Source organism: Anaerocaecibacter muris (assembly GCF_943192945.1).
GTDB lineage: Bacteria > Bacillota > Clostridia > Christensenellales > Pumilibacteraceae > Anaerocaecibacter > Anaerocaecibacter muris.
Genome location: NZ_CALPCE010000002.1, coordinates 201,784 through 225,000 on the forward strand (window position 1 = coordinate 201,784; position 23,217 = coordinate 225,000).

15 protein-coding genes, 1 tRNA gene and 2 rRNA genes are annotated in these 23,217 nt (G+C 49.6%); 15 read left to right on the top strand and 3 right to left on the bottom strand.

What is annotated here, in order from left to right; all coding sequences use genetic code 11:
- The first annotated feature begins 46 nt into the window (after positions 1 to 46).
- The 3 genes from NFR57_RS02510 (at position 47) to rrf (ending at position 3,348) form a co-directional block, all read left to right on the top strand.
- Positions 47 to 2,974: ribosomal RNA gene (locus tag NFR57_RS02510) — 23S ribosomal RNA — on the top strand.
- A 180-nt stretch (positions 2,975 to 3,154) separates the two neighbouring features.
- Positions 3,155 to 3,230: transfer RNA gene (locus NFR57_RS02515), tRNA-Asn, on the top strand.
- Between the two features lies 1 nt (position 3,231).
- Positions 3,232 to 3,348 (top strand): 5S ribosomal RNA (gene rrf / locus NFR57_RS02520).
- Positions 3,349 to 4,678: 1,330 nt separating this feature from the next.
- On the opposite strand, the gene NFR57_RS02525 is transcribed toward rrf, so the two are convergent.
- Positions 4,679 to 4,837: a hypothetical protein gene (locus NFR57_RS02525; RefSeq protein ID WP_251182258.1), complete on the bottom strand. Its 159-nt coding sequence runs from the start codon at positions 4,835 to 4,837 to the stop codon at positions 4,679 to 4,681.
- A gap of 295 nt (positions 4,838 to 5,132) precedes the next feature.
- Between NFR57_RS02525 and NFR57_RS02530 the strand changes: the two genes are divergently transcribed.
- Positions 5,133 to 6,692: a SusF/SusE family outer membrane protein gene (locus NFR57_RS02530; RefSeq protein ID WP_251182259.1), complete on the top strand. Its 1,560-nt coding sequence runs from the start codon at positions 5,133 to 5,135 to the stop codon at positions 6,690 to 6,692.
- Between the two features lie 97 nt (positions 6,693 to 6,789).
- Here NFR57_RS02530 and NFR57_RS02535 read toward each other — a convergent pair whose 3' ends face one another.
- On the bottom strand, positions 6,790 to 7,611 hold the full coding sequence (locus NFR57_RS02535; protein ID WP_251182260.1) for a LacI family DNA-binding transcriptional regulator: 822 nt from the start codon (positions 7,609 to 7,611) through the stop codon (positions 6,790 to 6,792).
- A 44-nt stretch (positions 7,612 to 7,655) separates the two neighbouring features.
- Here NFR57_RS02535 and NFR57_RS02540 point away from each other — a divergent pair, with 44 nt between their 5' ends.
- The 10 genes from NFR57_RS02540 (at position 7,656) to cls (ending at position 21,507) form a co-directional block, all read left to right on the top strand.
- Positions 7,656 to 9,326 (top strand): glycoside hydrolase family 13 protein, encoded by a 1,671-nt coding sequence (locus NFR57_RS02540; protein WP_251182261.1) that lies wholly within the window; start codon positions 7,656 to 7,658, stop codon positions 9,324 to 9,326.
- A gap of 22 nt (positions 9,327 to 9,348) precedes the next feature.
- A complete protein-coding gene (locus NFR57_RS02545) occupies positions 9,349 to 10,857 on the top strand; it encodes a sugar ABC transporter substrate-binding protein (protein ID WP_251182262.1) in 1,509 nt (502 codons plus the stop codon).
- A 15-nt stretch (positions 10,858 to 10,872) separates the two neighbouring features.
- Entirely contained in the window at positions 10,873 to 12,321 is a 1,449-nt protein-coding gene (locus tag NFR57_RS02550; protein WP_251182263.1) for a carbohydrate ABC transporter permease, read from the top strand.
- Between the two features lie 260 nt (positions 12,322 to 12,581).
- Positions 12,582 to 13,214, top strand: coding sequence for a sugar ABC transporter permease (locus tag NFR57_RS02555; protein ID WP_420840767.1), 633 nt, complete (start codon positions 12,582 to 12,584; stop codon positions 13,212 to 13,214).
- A gap of 170 nt (positions 13,215 to 13,384) precedes the next feature.
- Positions 13,385 to 15,124, top strand: coding sequence for a signal peptidase I (locus tag NFR57_RS02560; protein WP_251182265.1), 1,740 nt, complete (start codon positions 13,385 to 13,387; stop codon positions 15,122 to 15,124).
- A gap of 90 nt (positions 15,125 to 15,214) precedes the next feature.
- Positions 15,215 to 15,502 carry a hypothetical protein gene (locus tag NFR57_RS02565; RefSeq protein WP_251182266.1) on the top strand — a complete coding sequence of 96 codons (288 nt, stop codon included), beginning with the start codon at positions 15,215 to 15,217 and terminating at the stop codon, positions 15,500 to 15,502.
- 51 nt (positions 15,503 to 15,553) lie between these two features.
- A complete protein-coding gene (locus NFR57_RS02570; RefSeq protein ID WP_251182267.1) occupies positions 15,554 to 15,832 on the top strand; it encodes a hypothetical protein in 279 nt (92 codons plus the stop codon).
- 115 nt (positions 15,833 to 15,947) lie between these two features.
- On the top strand, positions 15,948 to 18,998 hold the full coding sequence (locus NFR57_RS02575; RefSeq protein WP_251182268.1) for a hypothetical protein: 3,051 nt from the start codon (positions 15,948 to 15,950) through the stop codon (positions 18,996 to 18,998).
- Positions 18,999 to 19,127: 129 nt separating this feature from the next.
- The gene (locus NFR57_RS02580) at positions 19,128 to 19,706 is read left to right on the top strand and encodes a hypothetical protein (protein ID WP_251182269.1); all 579 of its coding nucleotides are present in this window, start codon (positions 19,128 to 19,130) and stop codon (positions 19,704 to 19,706) included.
- Between the two features lie 268 nt (positions 19,707 to 19,974).
- Complete coding sequence (cls, locus tag NFR57_RS02585) at positions 19,975 to 21,507, top strand: cardiolipin synthase (protein ID WP_251182270.1); 1,533 nt, start codon at positions 19,975 to 19,977, stop codon at positions 21,505 to 21,507.
- 94 nt (positions 21,508 to 21,601) lie between these two features.
- On the opposite strand, the gene NFR57_RS08700 is transcribed toward cls, so the two are convergent.
- A complete protein-coding gene (locus NFR57_RS08700; RefSeq protein ID WP_275557167.1) occupies positions 21,602 to 21,727 on the bottom strand; it encodes a hypothetical protein in 126 nt (41 codons plus the stop codon).
- Between the two features lie 653 nt (positions 21,728 to 22,380).
- Here NFR57_RS08700 and NFR57_RS02590 point away from each other — a divergent pair.
- On the top strand, positions 22,381 to 23,172 hold the full coding sequence (locus NFR57_RS02590; protein WP_251182271.1) for a sugar phosphate isomerase/epimerase family protein: 792 nt from the start codon (positions 22,381 to 22,383) through the stop codon (positions 23,170 to 23,172).
- The last annotated feature ends 45 nt before the right edge of the window (positions 23,173 to 23,217 follow it).

Consider the following 23,217-nt stretch of genomic DNA (forward strand, 5'->3'; position numbering starts at 1 on the left):
AATTTGAAGTTTATATCTTGTAATTTCTTATTTTTAGGAATTGGACGATTAAGCTACCAAGAGCATACGATGGATGCCTAGGCATCAAGCGCCGATGAAGGTCGTGATAAGCTGCGATAAGCTGCGGTGAGTTGCAAATAAGCGTTGACCCGCAGATGACCGAATGGGGAAACCCGTCCATAGGAAACTATGGTCGTGCGTAAGTGAATTCATAGCTTGCGCAAGGGAACCCGGGGAACTGAAACATCTTAGTACCCGGAGGAAAAGAAAGTAAATTAACGATTACCTTAGTAGTGGCGAGCGAACGGGTAAGAGCCCAAACCGTATATAGCAATATGTGCGGGGTAGTGGACTTGTATATGGGCAAGTGGTATAAGTAGCCGAAGCTGTCAGGAAAGCAGCGCGAAACAATGTAATAGCCATGTAAGCGAAACCTATACCATAGCTCACAAGTATCCGGAGTACCACCGAACACGTGGAATTTGGTGGGAAGCAGGGAGGACCATCTCCCAAGGCTAAATACGACTTGATGACCGATAGAGATTAGTACCGTGAGGGAAAGGTGAAAAGCACCCCGGAAGGGGAGTGAAACAGAACCTGAAATCGTATGTTTACAAGCAGAGAACGCACTACGCACTCCGCAAGGGGTGAATGTGCTATCTCGTACTTTTTGTAGAACGGGCCGGCGAGTTACGATGCGTTGCGAGGTTAAGACATTAAGTGTCGGAGCCGCAGCGAAAGCGAGTCTGAATAGGGCGATTTTCAGTAGCGTGTCGTAGACCCGAAACCGAGTGACCTACCCATGAGCAGGTTGAAACAGGAGTAAAATCCTGCGGAGGACCGAACGCACCCCTGTTAAAATAGTGGGCGATGACTTGTGGTTAGCGGAGAAATTCTAAACGAACTCGGATATAGCTGGTTCTCCTCGAAATAGCTTTAGGGCTAGCCTCAGAATTTAGAGTATCGGGGGTAGAGCACTGAATGGGCTAGGGGCCTTCACGGGTTACCGAACCTTATCAAACTCCGAATACCGAATACTTTTATCTGGGAGTCAGACAGCGAGAGATAAGTTCCGTTGTCAAAAGGGAAAAAGCCCAGACCCACAGCTAAGGTCCCTAAATAACAGTTAAGTGGTAAAGGATGTGATGTTGCATAGACAACCAGGATGTTGGCTTAGAAGCAGCCACTCATTTAAAGAGTGCGTAATAGCTCACTGGTCGAGTGACGTTGCGCCGAAAACTATCGGGGCTAAAACTGTTTACCGAAGCTTGGGAATTAACGTTTGTTAATTGGTAGGGGAGCAATGTGTATGGGCTGAAGCAGTATCGTAAGAGACTGTGGACTTTACACAAGAGAGAATGCCGGCATGAGTAGCGAGAGAGGAGTGGGAATCTCCTCCGTCGAAAGCCTAAGGTTTCCTGGGGAAGGTTCGTCCTCCCAGGGTTAGTCGGGACCTAAGTCGAGGCCGAAAGGCGTAGATGATGGACAACAGGTTGATATTCCTGTACTGTCATACAGTTCGATGCAGGGACACGGAAGGATAGTCAGTCCGCGCGGATGGTAAAGCGCGGCCAAGCAGTTAGACGGGGTTGTAGTGAAGTACGCAATCCACATACGTTGAGCTGTGATGGGGAGGCAATTGAGTCGAAGTTGATGAATCCACGCCGGCGAGAAAAGCTGCTAAGGTTAGCTGTAAGGCACCCGTACCGCAAACCGACACAGGTAGGCGGCAAGAGAATTGCAAGACGAGCGGAATAATCATCGTTAAGGAACTCGGCAAAATGACCCCGTAACTTCGGAATAAGGGGAGCCTAGCAATAGGTCACAGAAAATAGTCCCAACCAACTGTTTATCTAAAACACAGGTCTCTGCAAAAGCGCAAGCTGATGTATAGGGGCTGACGCCTGCCCGGTGCCGGAAGGTCAAGGGGACGTGTTAGCGCAAGCGAAGCACTGAACTTAAGCCCCGGTGAACGGCGGCCGTAACTATAACGGTCCTAAGGTAGCGAAATTCCTTGTCAGGTAAGTTCTGACCCGCATGAATGGCGTAATGAGTTGGGAGCTGTCTCAACGATGAATCCGGCGAAATTGTAGTATATGTGAAGATGCATATTACCCGCGACTGGACGGAAAGACCCCGTAGAGCTTTACTGTAGCTTGGTATTGGGTCTCGGCAAAGGATGTACAGGATAGGTGGGAGACATTGAAGCAAGGGCGTTAGCCTTTGCGGAGTCAACCTTGGGATACCACCCTTTCTTTGCTGGGGTTCTAACGAAATGCGCTTATCGCGGTTTCGGACATTGCCAGGTGGGCAGTTTGACTGGGGCGGTCGCCTCCTAAAGAGTAACGGAGGCGTTCAAAGGTTCCTTCAGAATGGTTGGAAACCATTCGTAGAGTGCAAAGGCAGAAGGGAGCTTAACTGTGAGACTTACAAGTCAGGCAGATACGAAAGTAGGACTTAGTGACCAGGCGGTAGAGTATGGAATTGCCGTCGATTATCGGATAAAAGTTACCTCGGGGATAACAGGCTGATCTCCTCCAAGAGTTCACATCGACGAGGAGGTTTGGCACCTCGATGTCGGCTCGTCACATCCTGGGGCTGAAGAAGGTCCCAAGGGTTCGGCTGTTCGCCGATTAAAGTGGCACGCGAGCTGGGTTCAGAACGTCGTGAGACAGTTCGGTCCCTATCCTTCGCGGGCGTAGGATATTTGAGAGGATTTGCCCTTAGTACGAAAGGACCGGGGTGAACGCACCTATTGTGTACCTGTTGTCGCGCCAGCGGCATTGCAGGGTAGCGACGTGCGGAGCGGATAAACGCTGAAAGCATCTAAGCGTGAAACCCACCTCAAGATTAGATATCCCATCTACTTCGGTAGAGTAAGACTCCATGTAGACGACGTGGTTGATAGGTCGCAGCTGTAAGTGCAGCAATGTATTCAGGTGAGCGATACTAAATAAGTCGAGGGCTTGATCATAACCGATTGCCTAATCTAAATAGGCGATTACAAGATTAAACCCATTTGCAAAAAGTTAAAAGTTATGTGCAGTTGCCTTTGTTCGACGGGACGAAGGACGGAAAGAACATTCTATAACAGAATACAAATTCCGCAAGAACTTGTGCGTGGTTGCAACACAGCGAAGCACAGAACGCATAATCCTCGGTAGCTCAGTAGGTAGAGCGTTCGGCTGTTAACCGAATTGTCACAGGTTCGAGTCCTGTCCGGGGAGCCATTGCGGTGGTCATATCGTAGGGGTCACACCTGTTCACATTCCGAACACAGAAGTTAAGCCCTATGGAGCCGAGAGTACCTGTCTGGTGACGGACCGGGAGGGTAGGTAGCTGCCGCATTTCATTAAAAGACGTTTGAGTATATCAAGCGTCTTTTTTCTTTATAGGAACGATACGGCAATCTATAAGTCGGTGTCTACCGATGAATTTTAAAAATTCGTGCAAGTCGTTGGGTCAATGGCGACAGAGAGCCGAAATAGCCGATTGAGTTTTCGCACGATTAAATGCATGCGTAAAGTCATGGCGCGTCGGTCGAAATGATGGGGGAAGATTAAGTGAATAAATAAGAGATAAAAGATAATAGTTGCGGAAGTTTTGCGTAAAGCAAAACTTGATTTTAATATATAGAATAGAAATGGTTATATACTCATCATCCCGAGCAACGCCGAGGGATCCAGGCGAACCGCCGCAAAGAGGAAAAGCCGTTACGTTTATCACATTAACGCAACGCATTTATTCGGGAGCAAACACAATAAACGGTCAAAATCTACACACGACAGAAATCCAAGCTGTGCTTGGTGCGGCTGACGCCTTGATTTCTCCGCCAATCAAAGATTGGATTTTTTTCGTGTGTCTACTTTAATAGCCGATTGAGTTTTCGCCCGATTAAGTGCATGCGTAAAGTCATGGCGCGTCGGTCGAAATGATGGGAGGGGATTAAGATAATAAATAAGAGATAAAAGATAATAGTTGAAGAAGTTTTGCTCCGCGCAAAACTTGATTTTAATATATAGGAAAGAAATGCTTATACTCTCATCATCCCGAGCAACGCCGAGGGATCCAGGCGAACCGCTGCAAAGAGGCAAAGACGTTACGTATATCACATTAACACAACGCATTTATTCGGGTGCAAACACAATAAACGGTAAAAGTCCACACACGACAGAAATCCAAGCTGTGCTTGGTGCGGCTAACGCCTTGATTTCTCCGCCAATCACAGATTGGATTTATTTCGTGTGTTTACTTTAATAGCCGATTGAGTTTTCGCCCAATTAAGTGCATGCGTAAAGTCATGGCGTGTCGGTCGAAATGATGGGGGGGGGGATTAAGATAATAAATAATAGATAAAAGATAATAGTTGCGGAAGTTTTGCGTAAAGCAAAACTTGATTTTAATATATAGAATAGAAATGGTTATACACCTCATCATTCCGAGCTTGGCGTGTTGGTCGAAATGATAGGGGAAAAAACGGGGCGCATTTGTACGTCTTACCTTTTGATGAGAAAAACAGATGTGTGTGTAACGGTTGCAACAGCGGGGTTGCAAATCGCCGACGGTAAAATGGATTATGACCAAATTTTTAAATTGATATATGAAAGCGAAACAAATTTAAATTAGTTGTTTGTTTCGCTTTTTATGTGTTTTTAAATTGGGGGTTGTGGAAAAGGCGTTACCAGTCTTCTTTGATGTAGCGCGAGGGTTGTTTGACGTCGTCGTAGAAATCGTCGTAGAGTTCTTTCGGCGTTTTTTTGCGTTGCGGAAAATCGTCCTGCTCGAACGCGTCCTCGTCGGCGTTTTCGGCTATTCGCATCAATTCCAAATTTGTCATACCGCTATTCTATCACGTTTCCGTGCTGTTCGCAAGCGATTTCGTGCGTTGTCGTTATTTAAAACATATTCGCTTTATCCTTTGTTTTTGCGTTTTGTCGGCGTTTTTGTTAGTGTTTGTGCGGATTTTCTTATTTTTGCCGCTTTTAACGAAAAAAAATTTTCGATAAATTTTTCAAAACCTATTGACAGGGGGGGGGGGGTATGCTATAATTTAGTTAAACGTTTAAGTAGTCAGCCAAAAAAACTTTCGGCGGCATACATAGACTTAAACATTATATTTATACGGAGGTATAATGATGAAAAAAGTGCAAAAAGCTCTTGTGGCGGCATTGTGTTTGGCTATTGGTACATGCGCGTTGACGGCATGCGGAGGTGACGATAAACCCGCAGGCGGAGGAAACGACGGGAAAATAACCGTTACTTTTTACGACGCGACTGGCACTAACAAGCCTTCGGAGATGACCGTTCTTAAAACCGAGAAGATAGACAAAGGTGGTACGGTTTCGAGCTACACGCCCACAAAAGGTGACGGCTATGAGTTTGTCAACTGGTTTGCAACGCCGAGCAAAAGTCACAAATTCGACTTTTCGGAAGAAATCAACGAGAATATCAGCATTTACGGCGGGTTTAGCAAATATGTTGCGGACACGCGCGACTTTTACGTACTCGGCGCGGGCACGAGCAACGTTCTTATCGACGGCTGGGAGTTTGTTAAGAACGACGAGCTTTGGGAAGCGAAGAAAGACAATCACAAATTTACCAAGACCGCGGGCGACAAAAACGAATATACTATGACTTTGGATTTGCGCGAAAACGATCAGTTTGTTATTGCGGCGACAAAAGAATATCACTTTAAACATGGCGCGGGATATTTGACGGGACACACGCTTGAAAACGGAACGGAAGTTTTTGCGGGGCAAGGCAGCGTTTACGACGACACTGCGTGGGGCGCGAACATTTTGGTTAAGTATTCCGGCAACTACACGATTAAGTTGACGACACATCCAAACGAGGATTGGTTTGATGAGAACGGCAACAATTATACCGAAGAAACCAAGGAGGTTTACGCGCGCAATCCTTACGATACTATCGAGTGGGTACGCAACGGCGATTGCCAGCATGAGCTCGACGTAGTTACCGACTTCTATATCAAAGGCAACAAGATAACCGACTGGAAAGACATGTATAATAACAACACCAAGATGACTAATAACGACGGTGTTTACACTTTGTCCGTATATCTCCAAAAAGACGACGAGTTTATGTTCTCCTCTACCAACACGGTGGGCGAGACTGTGGGTGCGGGTTCGGAATATCTCCGTTCCACCAACCTCGACGAGGCGAGTAAAGCATATCTCGGCGAAACCGCAGGCAAAAACATGACTGCCAAAGAGAGCGGTAAATACACATTTACATATACTGCGAAAACCGGCGTGTTGAGCGTTACGTTCGACCCGACGGCGACCGAACCTGCCGCAGACTACTATATTGACGGCACGTTTGCCGAAGGCGTTGAGGATTGGAACGGCTACTGCTTTAACGCACAATTCAAACTTACGGAAACGGAAGCCGATTCGGGCGTTTACGAATTGAAGAACGTGACGATGAAAGCCGACTCGCAGTTTATAATTCAAGCGTTTAAAGAAGGTTCTACCGAACGCGGCGAGTGGGGTACGGAAGGCTACAACGGGCTCGGAAGCTACAATTACACGTACATGTACGATCCCGATAAAGTATTCCAAGCGGTAGGCGGCGGCAATAACAATGTCAAAGTCAAGACTGCGGGCACGTATGACATTACGTTTGACAGCTACTCCAAGATGATCACCGTTACGGCGAGCAAGCAGGCGTAATTATAAAAATCAAGGGAGCGCGATTAAGTTCGCTGAAATATACGCGGCGCGCTTGACGCGTGCCGCGTATACCCTTTATTTAATATTTATTCGTACATTAAACTTTAATATCGTGTTCTTCTGCTGTTGCTTGTACGCGGTTTATCGCCTTTAAAACGGCGTCGGTCGCGGCGGAGGCTTTGAGCGCAAACGATGCGTTTTCGAGTTTTACGGAGTTTTGCGTTACTGCGCTGTCGTATATGAGTTTGGAAACCGTGATATAATTTTTGTCGCGGGGAATACCGCTTATATCGGTAAAGTCTCGTATCTGCACGACGCTGTCGAAATACTTTTCGGCTTCGGCAACGCACTCGTCGGGCAAGCGGAATGTGAGTAAACTCACGTTGTCCGCGCCGAATTCGCGCTTGGCGGTTTGGCAAAGCGACTTATAATTGTCGTTAATGCGGAAGAACAGAAAATCGTCGAACACGCAATCGACGGCGAGGACGGGCACGTATTTTGTATCGGCAAACTCTTTGAACTCGCGTTCTGTCAACGCGATTGCGATATACGCGTCGCACACGGCGTTACCGCGGCACGCGTCGGCATAGTCGATTATAGACAGGCTTATGTTTTGTCTGTTTAGCAGACGCGACAGCTCTGTCAACAGTTGCATATAGTACGGCGCGGCAATCGGCGAAACGTTATTGACGACGGCGGCAACGGTGTTGCTTTTACCTGTTGCGAGATACTTCGCCATGACGTTGCATTCGTAGCCCAAGAGGTTGGCGAACTGCAAAACTTTTTTGCGCGTGTCGTCGCTTATGGACTGACCCTGCGTATTGTTTAATACGTAAGACACCGTTGCGATAGACACATCCGCGGCTTTGGCTACATCCTTTATCGTCACCCTGCGATTGCGTTTGCTTTTGTTTTCCATGATATTATATTATCAAATAAAAATATCTTTGTCAAGGCAAGAATATGAATAAACACGCTTTATATCACAAATCGGACTCGCTGTTCAGCTTTGCGCTCGACGGGGAAACTGTGGAACTTCGGTTGCGCGCGGCGCGCGGCGAGGTGGCAAAAGTCGATCTTATTTACGGACAAAAGCATGCGTTTTGTCAAATGCGCAACACGCTCGCAATGTCGCTTTCGGCGTCCGACGGGCTGTTCGATTATTTTACGATTCGCTTTAAGCCGGAGGATAAACGCCTTGCTTACGTGTTTTTTATAACCGACATGCAGGGCAAAACGTACTATTATTCGGAGGACGGCGCGACCGAGAAATACGATTTTTCGACGGCGTTCTATAACTTTTTTCAGCTCGCTTACGTCAACCGCAACGACGTTATGCCCAAGTGCGATTGGTTGAGCGGCGCGGTCGTTTATCAGATTTTCGTAGACCGTTTTCGGCGCGCACAGCCGCCCTGCGGCGGGCAAACCGCAGAGGTCGATAAATCTTACATCAACCTCGATTGGGGCGGCAAACCCACGCCAAAGAGCTTTGCGGGCGGGAATATTTGGGGCGTTGTCGAAAAGCTCGATTATCTGTGCGATTTGGGCGTTAATACGCTGTACCTTACGCCGATATTTTCGTCGCGTTCCAACCACAAATACGACATCAGCGATTATTACAATGTTGACGCGCAGTTCGGCGGGAACGAGGCGTTTCGCGCGCTCACGGACGAGTGCAAGCGCAGGGGCGTGCGTGTCGTGCTGGACGCGGTGTTCAACCATTGCGGCGAGGAGTTAAAAGAGTTCCGCGACGTTGTGGAAAAAGGGCGCGCGTCCAAGTATCACGATTGGTTTATCATAAGCGGCGACAAGCCGACAAAGCGTCCGCTCAATTACGAGGTTTTTGCGTCGTGCGACTATATGCCCAAGTGGAACACAGCCAATCCCGAAGTGCAAGAGTATCTGTGCAAGATAGGCGAATACTGGATTAAGAATTACGGCATTGACGGTTGGCGGCTGGACGTGTCCGACGAGGTCAGTCACGAGTTTTGGCGCAAGTTTCGCTCGCGCATTAAGGCGTTGGGCAACGATAAGGTTTTGATAGGCGAAAACTGGCACGACAGCCGCAGTTATCTGCGCGGCGATCAGTTCGATTCTATCATGAACTACGCGTTCACCAAAGCCATGCTCGATTATTTTGCTTACGGCGCGCTCTCGACGCAAGAGCTTTGCGACAAGCTCAACGAGCTTATGATGCGCAACATGACGCAGGTCAATTTTATGATGTTGAACCTGATCGACAGTCACGACACGCACAGGTTTTACACCATGTGCGGCAAGGACGAAAACAAACTGCTTAACGCGCTTGCCGCAGAGTTGTTTATGCCGGGGGCTACAATGGTGTATTACGGCACCGAAATCCCGCTCGAAGGCGGATATGACCCCGACTGTCGCAGGTGTTTCGATTGGAGCGAACACGCGTTTACCGACAAGGTAAAAGAGCTGCTTAAATACAAAAAGTTGCGCGCGCTTCACGAAGGCGACGTTAAGTTTACTTGCGAAAACGGATTGCTTGTTATAGAGCGCAAGACGAGCGGGCAGACCGCCGTGCTTTTGGTGAACAACACGGACAAAGCGTTGTCGGCGCGAGGTATAAACGTCGCCGCCAACGGTTACAAAATTACGGTTGAATAATTTATCAACGGAAAGGAGCGTTATGAACAAACTTAAAAAGACATTAAGCGTAGCGCTGTGCGGCGTGCTGGGCGTATCGCTCGCGGCATGCAACGGCGGCAGTCGGCGCGAAAAGTACGCCGAACAGTCGCTTGCGGCGTTGTACGAAAAGTTCGAGGGCGATTTGGAGCGCGGCACGCCGTCGCGTCCGATAACCTTGCATGTGCTCGAAAACGACACGGCGAAGCAGTCGGGCTATCTCAAACTTCTGCTCGACGGCTTTAACGAGAAGTACAAGGAATACAATATCGTCGCGGTTGACGCCAATCAGGATCAGTATTCCGACCTTGCCGAGAACGGTCCTTACGGTTACGGTCCCGACGTGCTGTATCAAGCTAACGACGTTCTTATGAAATACTGCAACGGCAAACACATAACGCCGTTGCCGATAGATAAGCTCGACGCGTATAACGAGCTTCCAGAACTTGCGAAAAAGACATACACCTATAATTATAAAGGTACCGATTATTTTATGGGTGTGGGCGTCAATATTCAAGCGCCTATGATGTACTACCGCAAGGACTTGTTGCCGGATAACTGGGAGGACGAGTGGGACGAAAACAAAAACGGCATACCCGACATGCAAGAGGATATGCGCGCAATGTGGCGATTCGGCAAGGCGCGCAACGCCGCGAACAAGGACAAATACGGGTTTATGCAATCGCTATTCGATCCTTATTTTTCCTGCGGGTATTTGTTTACTTACGGCGCGTATGTATTTGGCAACGACAACACCGACACCAAGGATATAGGCTTCGATAACAAAGATTCCAGGCTGGGCGCGGGCGTGATTTTACAGCTTGCCGAAAGCATGAACATGGGCTGTATCGACGACAGTATTACGGTCGCGCGCGAGAGCGAGTTTGCCGCAGGCAATTATTTTGCCGTAAACAACACGCAGGACATGTACGGCACAATGGTTGACAATCTTGCCGCGGCGTATCGCAAACAGGGCATGACCGCTACGGCGGCGCAGGAGGCGGCAAAGGAGAACATAGTGTCCGCGTCGTTGCCCGCATTGCCTGCGTCGGGCGACCTGTCGGAGCGCGAGGGCGAACTTTTGGATTCCATTGTTATGGGCGGTATTAACGGTTATGCGATAAGTTCGTATACCAAGTATCCGCGGGCGAGCCTTGCGTTTTTGAATTATGCGACGGGATTTGAGATGACCGTCAAGCGCAACGAATATTTGGGCATTGCGCCCGCGCGCGAGGACTGCAACAAGGTGGTTACCGTTCAGGCGGATGTGGCGCATAGCCTGTTTGAAATGTCCGAACAAGGGCGCATTTCCATTATGCCTACGGTTAGCGGCGCGGACAGAATTTGGACGCCGTTGCAAACTTCTTTTACGGATATTGCAACCGATCCGTACCGCACGGACGATAAAAAATACTACACGTCCGACGGACGAATCAATCATAACGCGCTCGACGCTTTGTTGAAAAATACCAACTCCAACATTTATAAATCAATTCACACTTTTAACGGTTAGAATAAGGAGGTAAAAATGGCAGAAAGCGGAATTTATCACGGCAAGCCGCCGCTCGGCACGCGGCTGGGGCAGTGGTTTAAAAACGTGCCCGTGCGGTTTAAAAACTTTTTTGCCGCGATAGGGCGGAAGTTTAAGCGTATTCCCGCGCGCATAGCCGATCGCGCGCATTATATCAAGACCGCGCCGCGATCCGTAAAGGCGTCCATGTGCCTTATGGGCGTGGGGCAAATCATGCAAAAGCAAATCGTCAAGGGCATACTGTTCCTGTTGATGTTTGCCGGTTACATAGTGTATATGGCGCTCGCGGGCGGAACGGCTATGTACGACTTCTTTTCGCTCGGCGTTGTGCCGCCCAACCCGTGGGTGGGCATAGAGGGCGACAACTCCGTCGTAATGATGTTGCTCGGCACGCTCGCGTTTATTATCACCGGATTTTTTATCTCGGTGCATTTGGCGAACATACGCGACGCGCAGCGCACTCACGACTTTGTTGCGCGCGGCAATCCCACGCCCAAGTTTAGGCAGTCGCTCGCGAGCATGTTCGACAAATACTTTTATGTTACGGCGCTCGTTTTGCCCGTTGTCGGCGTGTTCGTGTTTAATATCCTGCCGATAATATTCATGATATTCTTGGCGTTTACCGATTACAGCGGGCAGATTGTTTTGTCGGGTTCGCTTGTAAGCTGGATAGGGTTCGCCAACTTTTCGCAGTTGTTCTCGACGGGGCTTATAGGCTCGACGTTTATAAAGATTTTGGGCTGGAACTTGTTGTGGGCGGTTATGTCCACTTTCCTCAACTACTTCGGCGGGCTTGCCATTGCGCTGTTGCTTAATAAAAAGATAGTCAAGGGCAAGCGGATATGGCGCGCGTTCCCTATACTCGCGTTTGCCGTTCCCGGGTTTATAACGCTGTTGGCGTTTAAGTTCATGTTTTCCAACCTCGGACCGATTAACTACTATATCGAAAATACTTTCGGCGGCACGGGACAGATGTTTTTCGGCATCGATTCCAAGTGGAGCGCGCGCACGATAGGGTGGTTGGTCAACGCGTGGCTGTCTATCCCGTCGAGCATGCTCCTTGCGACGGGCATACTCGCCAACCTCAATCCCGACCTTTACGAAGCGGCGAGGATTGACGGCGCAAGCCCGTGGAAGCAGTTTATTAAAATAACCCTGCCGTTTGTTATCTTTGCGACTACGCCCGTGCTTATCGGTCAGTTTATGGGCAACTTCAATAACTTCGGCGTGTTCTACTTCCTGCGCGGCGGAATAATCTGCGACGGTTACTTCCTCGCAAGCGATACCGACCTGCTGATTAACTGGTTGTACAGCCTGTCTATCGACAATAAGTATTACTCGCTCGGCGCGGCGATAAGTATTATCATATTCGTAATTGCCGCAGTGATTTCCTTGATAGTGTATGTCAAATCCCCGTCGTATGCAAAGGAGGATATGTACAGATGAGTTCAATTAGTAAAGCCGATAAGCTGATTAACAAGCAAATAAGAAAGTCGCGCACGGGCAGACGTTTTACCGTCAAAAAGTTTTGCGAATACTTTTTTACGTATTTGGCATTGCTTGTAATCGCGTTTATATTCGCGTTTCCCGTCATTTGGCTTATACTCGCGTCGTTTTCCGAAAGCGGATCGATGTACACTTTTAAAGGATTTTTTCCCAGTTCGTACAGTATAGAAACGTTTAAAAAGCTATTCACGGATACGAACATGTACGACTATCCGCAGTGGTTTTTGAACACGCTCATTATTGCGGTGTCCTCCGCGGTGCTCGGCGGACTGCTCGTAATCCTTACCGCTTACGTCATGTCGCGGTTCAGATTCCCCGCGCGCAAGGGAATTATGAAGTTGACCATGGTGCTCGGCATGTTCCCTTCGTTTATGGCAATGACCGCCGTGTACCTGCTAATGACGCAGTTCGACATGATAAACAAGTTGTGGGGGTTGGTGCTCATTTACTCGGCCGGCGCGCCCATGGGCTACCTCACGCAAAAAGGATTCTTCGACACGATACCCAACTCCATGTACGAAGCGGCGAGGATTGACGGCGCGAGTAATCTTAAAGTGTTTGTCAAGATAACATTGCCAATCGCTATGCCTATGATAGTTTACACCCTGATAACGTCGTTTACATGGCCGTGGTCGGACTTTATACTGCCCAAGCTCCTGCTTAAAGACAAGGATATGTACACCGTGGCGGTTGGTCTTATGAGCCTCGGCGATACGGAATTCGCGCGGTTCGCCGCAGGGTCCGTGTTTATCGCGGTGCCGATTATAGTCCTGTATTTCTGCCTTGTCAAATACATGGTAAACGGACTTACGGCGGGCGCGGTCAAAGAGTAAGCGCGTCATAAATTCCTCTATATAACAGACAAACGGGCGAGAGCGATTTCGCCCGTTTGTCGTTTTTGGGGAATTTATGTGAGCCGAATTTGTTTTTTTGTGCGACGTAATTTTATAAAACTGCCTCTGCGCTATTGACATGCGCGCGCATAAAGTGTATAATATTTGCAATGTCTGATACGGTGGAACAAAAAGACTCAAACGTAACGGAGCCAATAAAAAAGAAGAGCAAGGCGGGAAAGGTGTTCAAAATCGGCGGGGTGTCGATCCTGCTTGTCATTTTTGCCGTGCTTGTTATCAATTCCTTGCTTGTGATGTTTAACGACGATTATTATACGACGTTCGGCAATTACAGGCTGTTTGCCATTGTGTCCGATTCTATGGAACCGACTATCCCCACGGGCAGTATGATTGTTGACAGCAAGCCCGAAAATCCCGCGGACATCAAAAAGGGCACTGTTATTACTTTTAAATACAACAACGGATCGGAAACGGTGCTTATCACGCACCGCGTCGTCGCGCTCGAAACCAAAGACGGCGTAACGCGCTACATAACAAAGGGCGACAACGCCAAAGCCAACGACGCGTTCCGTCCCGCATTTTCGGACGTGGTCGGCATTTATACGGGCAAGAAGTGCGGATTTTTCGGATCTCTGTTCGGGTTTTTCCAATCGCCGTTGGGCGTGAGCGTGCTCATTTTCGGCATGTTTATAATAGCCGTCGCGTGGGTGGTTATTTGGTACGTCAACGTTGCGGAGAGCAGGCGAAAACTTAAAGTCGCCGCGCTCAAAAAGAGCGCGCAAGCTCTGTCCAACGTAAATTTGCGTTACGACAATATCAACGAAATTACCGCGGTCATGGACGTTTTGGGCATGATTACGGACGAACCGCAGACCAAAGCCGAGAGCAAAACGGTGGCGGAACGACTGCGCGCGTTTATCAAAGCGGAAAATATCGAACTGCCGCAAACGCCCGAAACCGCGGCTGTTCTTGACACTTTGCCCGCGCCCGACACGCCGAGCGCGCTTGCCGCGGCGCTTGCCGCGGGCGCGACGTTGCGCCAAGCCGAGGACGGACAGACGCTTGTGCTTACTACCATTTCGGGCGACAAGAATATCTTGCTCACGCCCGTGCAGACTTCGGACGGAATAATACTGTGTCAGCAGGGCGTGCGCATGCGCAGCGACCTCGCGCCCAACATAGAGGACGTGGGAATAACGAGCATGCCCGCTTCGCCCGAATTCTTTGAGGGATTGCCGCTCGAAAAGAGCGTCGAATACCCCGAGCTTCCGCAGCCGAAACGCGTGCTCGGACCCGAATTCCTGTTGCACGGCGGCGCACAAGCCCCGATCGACGCGCCGCAACTGGACAAAGCGTATTCGTCGCCGCTCATTGTGGGCGGTGCTACCGTGGCGGAAATCGCCGCGCCGCGCGACGCGGAGCAGCCCTTGCTCGAAAGCCGCGAGGCGCAAACCGCACAGCAAGCTCGGCGCGAGTACATACCGACGGAAGCGGACGAACGCCGCGCGAAAGAGAGTTCGCGGCAGGCGTATGCGCAGTACCGCGAGGCGTCCTCGTTGCTCGAACTGCGTCAAGCGGAGCAGTTAAGCTCGTTGCTTAACGAAGCCGCGCCGCTTACTTACGACGAACAGTTGAAAGTTGCGGAGTACAAAGCCGCGCACAAAAAGCCCAAAAAGCCCCAAAAGCCGCAGACTGCCGAGCAAAAGGCGGCGGCGAAAGAGGCGGCGGAACGCAGACGCGTGGCGCAGGAAGCGTTCTTAAACGCGCTGTCGGCGGAGGACAGAGAGCTGTACGAAACCGAGCAAAAACTCGCAAAATCGCGATCGGCGGCTATTCGCAGGTTAAAGCGCATTGCCGCGGACAGGAAACTTTTGGACAAACTCGATTGATTTATTATTTTAACATTTAACCCGCTTTGCAAATTCTTGCGTAAGCGGGTTTTGTTTTGCGTTTTTTTGCGGGAATTTTTATGCGGGGGTATGTTGTATTATTTTTTGCGGATCGTGTTGTGCGAGAACTGCGGCGCGATTGACGAACGTCCCATAACGCAAGCATCGGCGGAGGTCAGCGGCTTCTATATTATGGGTCAGTTCTCCGGTTGGGAAATTTACCCGTCCAACAAGATGACCGAAACAAGCGTCTACGGCGTGTATACCGCGACTTTGGACAGCGTTATAACCACGGACGATATTATCGGCGAAGTCGGCGCGGTCAAAGCGGGCATGTTTAAGATTGTCTACATACCGACGAGCGGCGCGTTTACTTAATACGGCGCGTCCGGCGGCAAAGTCGTTGTAAACGGCAGCGGCGACAGCAACATGGCTATAACTTCGTCAACATTCTACTTTGACGCGTTTAACAGCGCGCACGGCTCTGCCGAGGCAAAGGCATATCCCGTCGGATCCGACCTCGACAAGATATATCGCGTAGTTTACAACAATACCGGCAACAACCTTACCAATCTGCGTATTCACTATTGGGATAGCGACAAGACGTGGGGCGGCGGCACTCAAACCGCAAATGCCGTCGGGGTCGGTTTTTGTTGCGCGGTTTTGCGGTTTACGTGCGGGGAATTTGAGCGGCTTTGCTCGCGATAAAATGTCAAGAAAAAGTCAATTATGTAATTTTTGCGCCAAAGTTATTGACATGACCGTTAATTATTGATATACTTATTACACTCTGTTATTATAAATAGGGGAAATGTTTTTAACAATGGAGCGAATTTTACGGATTAAATCCTACATAATAGCGACGTTGGCTTGCGCGATATTTTTGATTATCGCGGCGGTTTCCGTTTCTATTGCGCAATGGATAAGTTCGCCCGCCGTGACAAAAGCCGAAACCTCCGCAAAAGTAGGGTTGTTTTACGTGAGCGCGACCGACGGGCAAACGGTGCGTTCCGTGTCGGGCGCGTGCAACGCGGAAAATTCGTACACGTACAGAAATTATGTCTGTGTTTTCAGAGCGACCGAAAACATCGATTATACGTATATCAATTTTGAAATCGAGCCGAAAGACGGAACGGGCGACGTGGACGTTACGGCGTTTTCCGTTACCCGCGCGCAGGCGGACAAAAGCGGTATGCCCATAGGCGAATCGACGGCTATGGAAGTGTTTAACGCGCCGACAAGGCTGTCCGATTTTTCCGCAGATAATTTTATATCCGCGCCGTATGTCAAACTGCAATTCGAACCGAACGAGGGGCAGTATTTTGCGCTCGACATTACTATTACGACGAGCGGCGACGCGGAGTTTTTGTTTACCGCGACGGCGGCGGACAACGACCTCCACGAATGGCGCGTGCCCGACGAGTACTTCCTCGGTTACGACATGTGGAAAATGAACGCCACGTCCAAGATGACGGGGACTGCGACCGCAAACGGAACGACGACGGACGAGAACGGCATTGTTCGCGATATTTTGGACGCGGATTTTCAGATAAAAGTCGCGATAAAAGCGGATACGGTCATAAAAATGATTAGGTCGGACGGCGACACGGGCGCAAATATAGCCGTTTATTTCCGTCCCAAGCACGACAGCGCGTCGCTTATTTCCGATTGCGCCGAGGTCATGCCCGCGGGCGAAGTTAAAATTAACAAGTCGGGCTTGTTCATAATCAGATATTACGGCAAAGCGGAATACTTTATGACGCACGCGAATGGTTCCGTCGAGTACAAAATAGAAAAAATCGAAGTAACGCTTGTTCGGGAGATAACCGAAACGCTCACCGAAACAGACGAGGCGGGCAGTTACATAGTGGGCATATTTACCGACAACAAGACCGTTAAAGAGTTTGCCCTGCGCGACGACTACGAATATATCGAGGGATTTAAGGAGTACGATTGGTCGCATTGCGCCGACGTGCGCAAGGGCGACAGGTTCCGCGTTGTCACTATCGACGCGGACGGCAACAGGACGGAAACGCAACAAGCCGAAATATCGGTTACGTCGCGCGGCGAAAAGAAAATGTTGTTCGACGAATACGAAAATAAAGCATACGGCGCCGACGGCGTGTATAGGTTTATAGTAAACCCCAACGGCATTGCACCGACGGGCATGACCATAGGTTACAGACGTGTTATAACAAATCTGACCACGAACTCCGCGCCCGCTCCGTCCGACGCGCTTGCGACGGAGGACGCGGCGGTCATGGGCTATCAGTTTGAAACGGGCGCGCTCAAACCCGTGCCCGACAGCGCGGGGCGGTACTATGCCGATATTCCGTATAACGAGGTTTTGGCAGGGAAAACGTCCAACCTCGGCGTGAGGATTACGGGCGGCGTTGCCGGCGATATTGTGTCCGTCACCGTTCACGGCACGGGCGCGAACAGCTATAATATAAACAAATATACGGGCGCGTTCGATAGCTTTGCGGGCGGGTATTCTTACGAAATAACGGCTTCGGAAGTGCCGCAAGCTACGGACGGCACGCTTACGAGCGCGGACTGCGTCAACTGGACGGGTACGGTGTCGCAGGGCAGGACGGGCGAGGGCGTTCCGTTTGCGCTCGAAAACGGCGGCTATGTCATACTCGACGCGAACGGCGGAAAAATATCCGACCTGTCGCGCGACGACACGAGCGAAAATCGCCCTTACGTAGCGGCGGTAAAGAAAACGGAGTTCGGGTCGCGGCGGTTCGTCGTGTATATAAACGGAAATGCCAAAGCGTTGAAGAACGACGACGAGATTCCTCGCGTTACCAAAATCAATCATATTCCTTATGCGTTTTCTACGGTGAACAGCGTAAAGGCGTTGGGTACATACTTTATAGGCGCGGGCGCAGACGCTATAAATATTGCGTTCCTGTCGCAAGACGTAGGATACGAAATTATTAACGGCGACGTTTGGCAAGACGGATATTCCGAGGGATATTTTGCGGTCGGACAGTTTTCGCGGTGGAAAGTCTATGACGAGTACAGACTGTCGCGCGGTGCGGACAGCGCCGTAAACTGGGCGTTTGAACACGATAAGGTAATTACGAGCGCGGACGTGCAAGAAAACCCCGACATCACCACGGCAGACAAATACAAAATCGTGTTTGTCAAGAATAAAAACGGCAAGGTTTCGTTTACATGGTACGGCAAGACCGCAAGCGGCGATTTTTCGTCGGCGTTGTCGGCTGACAATATTACTGCCGACGACACCGTTTTGCCGTTCGACGCAAAAGCAGTGTGGGGCGCGGAGGTTACGCCCGCCGCGGGCGAGTGTTATGCCGTCGGGTCTTTTTCGGACTGGAAAATTTACGATTACTTTAAAATGTCGTCAAGGGGTGTGTTTGAAATAACCGATTTCCACATACAGAGCGGGGATTCTTACAAGGTTGTTTACGATACAATTTACCGCGGGTTGACGCGCGGCGAAGGCGACGACGGCAACTTGACGGCGACTTCGAGTTCGGTATGTTTTGACGTTTATAAAATGTTTGCCGATAACAAATCTACTTGGCACGATTTGGACGCGGAATATTTTGCGCCGCTGTCCGACGATGTTGTGCGCGTTACGTTGTTTACCGCAAAAACAGACGTTAAAATTTGGATTTGGCACATAGTTGACGACGATAAGAATATAAACTATACGCCCGAGGGTTGGGAGTACAGACCGAGCATGACAAAAGCAGGGAGCCTTAACGTTTGGTATTTCGATATTGTCAAACGCGCGAATTTCCCCTCCGTTTCGGCTATGCTGTTTACGTACTCGGGCGGGCAAACGGGCGACAGGCTTGTATCCGTCGATTGGGGCGGATATGTGAGCTTTAATTTATAGCCGTCGCAATCACCCGTGCGCGAAAATATTAAAGTCGAGCATGTCATTACATAGGTTTTCAGTCCGCCTGCGGCAGGGCGCGGGAAGATCGAAAATATAAACAAAAATCTTTTAATAGGAGAACAAAACATGAAAAAGAAAGTAAAATCGCTCATCATCGCGGCTTCGGTCGCGGCAATCGCGGGTATCGGCGCGGTATCGTTCGCGGCGTGGAACACCTCTACTAATGACACGGCTAACAGCAGCAATGTTGGTACGGGTTCGGTCACTGTATCTGCGGGCTTTATTTCCGCGGACGGCAACGCCGTAAGCATGGCTTTGGCAGACACTAACAAATCAAAACTCATGCCTTACGATCAGCCGGGCGCGCTCGCATCCGATCAAACAACGTCGCTTGTTTTCAACATTCCCGATTTTCAGGTAAAGAAAGACGTGGCTTATAAATTTACGCTCTCTACTACCGATTTTTCTGGCATAGAATTTAAGTATCAAATCGGCGCGGCTGCGGCGACTGTTCCGACGGATGAAACGGGATATAACGCTGCGGCTTGGATTGCTATCGGCACTGCTACCAACAACTTCGATGCCGCAACCGCCGATAAGGTTATAACAGGTCAAAAACTTACGATAATCATGAATTCCAGCAATTTTGCGGATATGGGCAAGACGGGCACATTTACCCTTACTTTTGACGAAGTGACGGCGTAATCTTTATAACCTTTAACAATGTTTGATTGCGCCGCATGGCGTAACCCGAAGAAAACACATGCGCTTATGCCCTGCGCGCAATAACGATCAACCCCGACAGCACATGCCGTCGGGGTTGATTTTTTATATTCGATTGAAAAGGCGGGAAAAAGCGCGCGTGTAACGGTTATACACATTACTCTTGATTATTTTCGGCGTATGTGGTAAAATACACAGGATCGGACAAAAATCGGCACGGCGCGCCGCGTTTGTTCGGCAAGGACTGTCAATGTTCAGAAAACTGTTGAAATTGCTATCGCAAAAAGCGGCGTTTACCGTTTTTTCGTTCCTGTTGCAAGTCACGCTTATTGTCGTCGGCGTTATTTTTGCGGCGGCGTATTTTTGGTGGATTTGGCTTGTTTTGGAGTTTATCAGTTTTCTTATTTGCATGTACATCGTGTCGCGCGACATGAACTCCGGCTACAAGCTGTCGTGGTGCGTGCTTATTCTGCTTGCGCCCGCGTTCGGCGGGCTTGTGTATCTGTTTATAGGCAGACAGCACACGCAACGGCACGTGCGCAAGCGGTTGAAGCGCGCCGCCGACGTTTCGCAGGTTTTGTTAAACATGACCAACGCGCAACTTTTGTCCGACCGCGCGTCGCTCAATCCTACGGGTTCGACTTGCGCCGATCTTGTGCTCAACGCGGGGTCTTATCCCGTGTACGGCGGAACTTCCACTAAATATTATTCGCTCGGCGACGAGTTTTTTCCCGATTTGATACGCGATATAAAAGCCGCAAAGAACTTTGTTTTTATGGAGTATTTTATTTACGAGCGCGGCGAGGTTTGGGACGAAATAGAAGCCGCGCTGATAGAGCGCGCCGCGGCGGGCGTGGACGTTAAGCTCATTTACGACGACGTCGGCAGTATGTTTACTCTGCCCAAAAAGGGAATTAAGCGATTGCGCGCGGGCGGGGTGCAGGTCAAGCCGTTTAATAAGATAACGCTGTCGTTCGATATTCGGCTTAACAACCGTTCGCACCGCAAAATTACCGTTATCGACGGCGAAATTGCGTACACGGGCGGCAACAATATTGCCGACGAGTACGCCAACAAGGTTGTGCGATTCGGGCATTGGAAGGACACGCACATGCGCTTTACGGGCGGCGCGGTGTGGAGTTTTTCGGTAATGTTTCTTTCGTTTTGGAGCATACTCGCCGTAGAACGCCCCGACTATTACAAGTATCTTTCCGCGCAGTCCGATCCTAATGCGATAGGGTACGTTCAGCCGCTGTCGTCGGGTCCGGGGCGCGACGACCACTTGATAGAGAGCGCGTTTATCAATCTTATATCCACAGCCAAGCGGTACGTGTATATAACCACGCCGTATCTGATTTTGGACAACGAAATACAGACCGCGCTTATCAACGCCGCGCTCGCGGGCGTGGACGTTCGGATAATTATTCCGCGCGTGCCCGATAAAAAGATGGTGTACTTTACAACCAAATCGTTCGTGCCGATACTGATTAAAGCGGGCGTGAAAGTCTATACGTATTCCCCGGGGTTTATCCACGCCAAAATGATGATAGTGGACGACGAACGTGCGTTTATAGGCACTTGCAATATGGATTACCGTTCGTTCTACCTGCATTACGAGGACGGCGCGCTGTTGTACAACGTTGACAGCATTGCCGATATGAAAGCGGATTTTATAGCCACGCAGGGCGTAAGCAAGCAAATGACGCACGAGGAAGTCAACGACGTTACGCTCGCCACGCGCTTTATGCGTAGCGTGTTGCGACTGATCGCGCCCATGATGTAGAGGGGGGGGTAGATAAAAAATAAGAGATAAAAGATAATAGTTGAGGAAGTTTTGCTTTGCGCAAAACTTGATTTAATATTTGAAAAAGATAAGTCTATACCCACATCATTTCGACCATAGCGAGCACGCCCGTTACTCTCATCATTTCGACCGTAGCGAGGAACGAGCGGAGCGGAGAAATCAAGGCGACAGCCGCATGATTTTTGGTTATGCCGTACAATTCTGCGGCGGTTCGCCTAGATTCCTCGGCAAGCTCGGAATGATGGGGATAGATTAAGATAAAAAATAAGAGATAAAAGATAATAGTTGAGGAAGTTTTGCTCTGCGCAAAACTTGATTGAATATTTGAAAAGGATAAGTCTATACTCCCATCATTTCGACCGAAGCGAGGAACGAGCGGAGCGGAGAAATCAAGGCGTTAGCCGCATGATTTTTGGTTATGCCGTACAATTCTGCGGCGGTTCGCCTAGATTCCTCGGCAAGCTCGGAATGATGGGGAGCGGGTAAGGACTGTTACTCTTTGCGGCGGTTCGCCCGGATTCCTCGGCAAGCTCGGAATGATGGGGAGCGGGTAAGGACTGTTACTCTTTGCGGCGGTTCGCCTAGATTCCTCGGCAAGCTCGGAATGATGGGGATAGATTAAGATAAAAAATAAGAGATAAAAGAAAATAGTTGAGGAAGTTTTGCTCTGCACAAAACTTGATTGAAAATTTGAAAAGGATAAGTCTATACTCCCATCATTTCGACCGAAGCGAGGAACGAGCGGAGCGGAGAAATCAAGGCGTTAGCCGCATAATCGCGTGTTTTTCAATCTTAATTCTGCCTTGTTTATTCGCTTGCCTTTTTTGCGCTAATGTAGTATAATTACGGTATATGAAGATTGGTATTTCCACATCTACATTTTTCAATACCGTCGCGGCGGAAAACATGTTCGACCTTATGCGAAAGATGCGCATAGACACGACGGAGTTTTGTTTGAACACGTTTTCCGACTACGAAAAAGATTACGTGGATAAACTGGCGGCGTTGCGCGGGGGCGTGGGCGTTGCGGCTGTATCGCCGCTCGCAACGCAGTTCGAGCCGCAGTTGTTTTCGCCCAACGTGCGCGTGCGCGCCGATGCGGAACTTATTTTCCGTAAGGTTTGCTATGCGTGCTTTGCGTTCGGCGCAAAGTTTTACACGTTCCGCGGTCCTATCAATCTAAACGACGTAAAGGAATTCGATTACGGCAAGCTCGCGCAACGGTTTGCGCAACTTGCGGATATTGCCGCGACTTACGGCGTTAATTTGTCGCTTAAAAACATGCGATGGTCTTACGCGTCAACGCCCGAGTTTTTTAAAAAACTGTTTGACAAATGTCCGCGGATTTTCGCGACGTTCGGAGTGTTTCACGCCGAAAAAGCGGGGTACGATATTCGCGAGTTTTTGGACGTTTGCCCGCCCGAAAGAATAAGCCTTATAGAAGTGCAGGATTTTGTCAAGAACGAGTGGTGTTTGCCGGGCAAAGGCAAATACAGGTTTGACAGGCTGTTTTCCGACCTCGACCGCAGACAAATTACCGCGCCCGTGCTGTTCGCCGCGCAGAGCGACAGCTACACCGATTTTGTACAGGTGCGCGACGCGTTCGAGTTTTTGGTCGGCGAGTACAAAAGCGTCAAGCAGTAGTCGCGCGGTGTTCCGCGCGTTTAGCTTTAACGGTTATTACGCAAT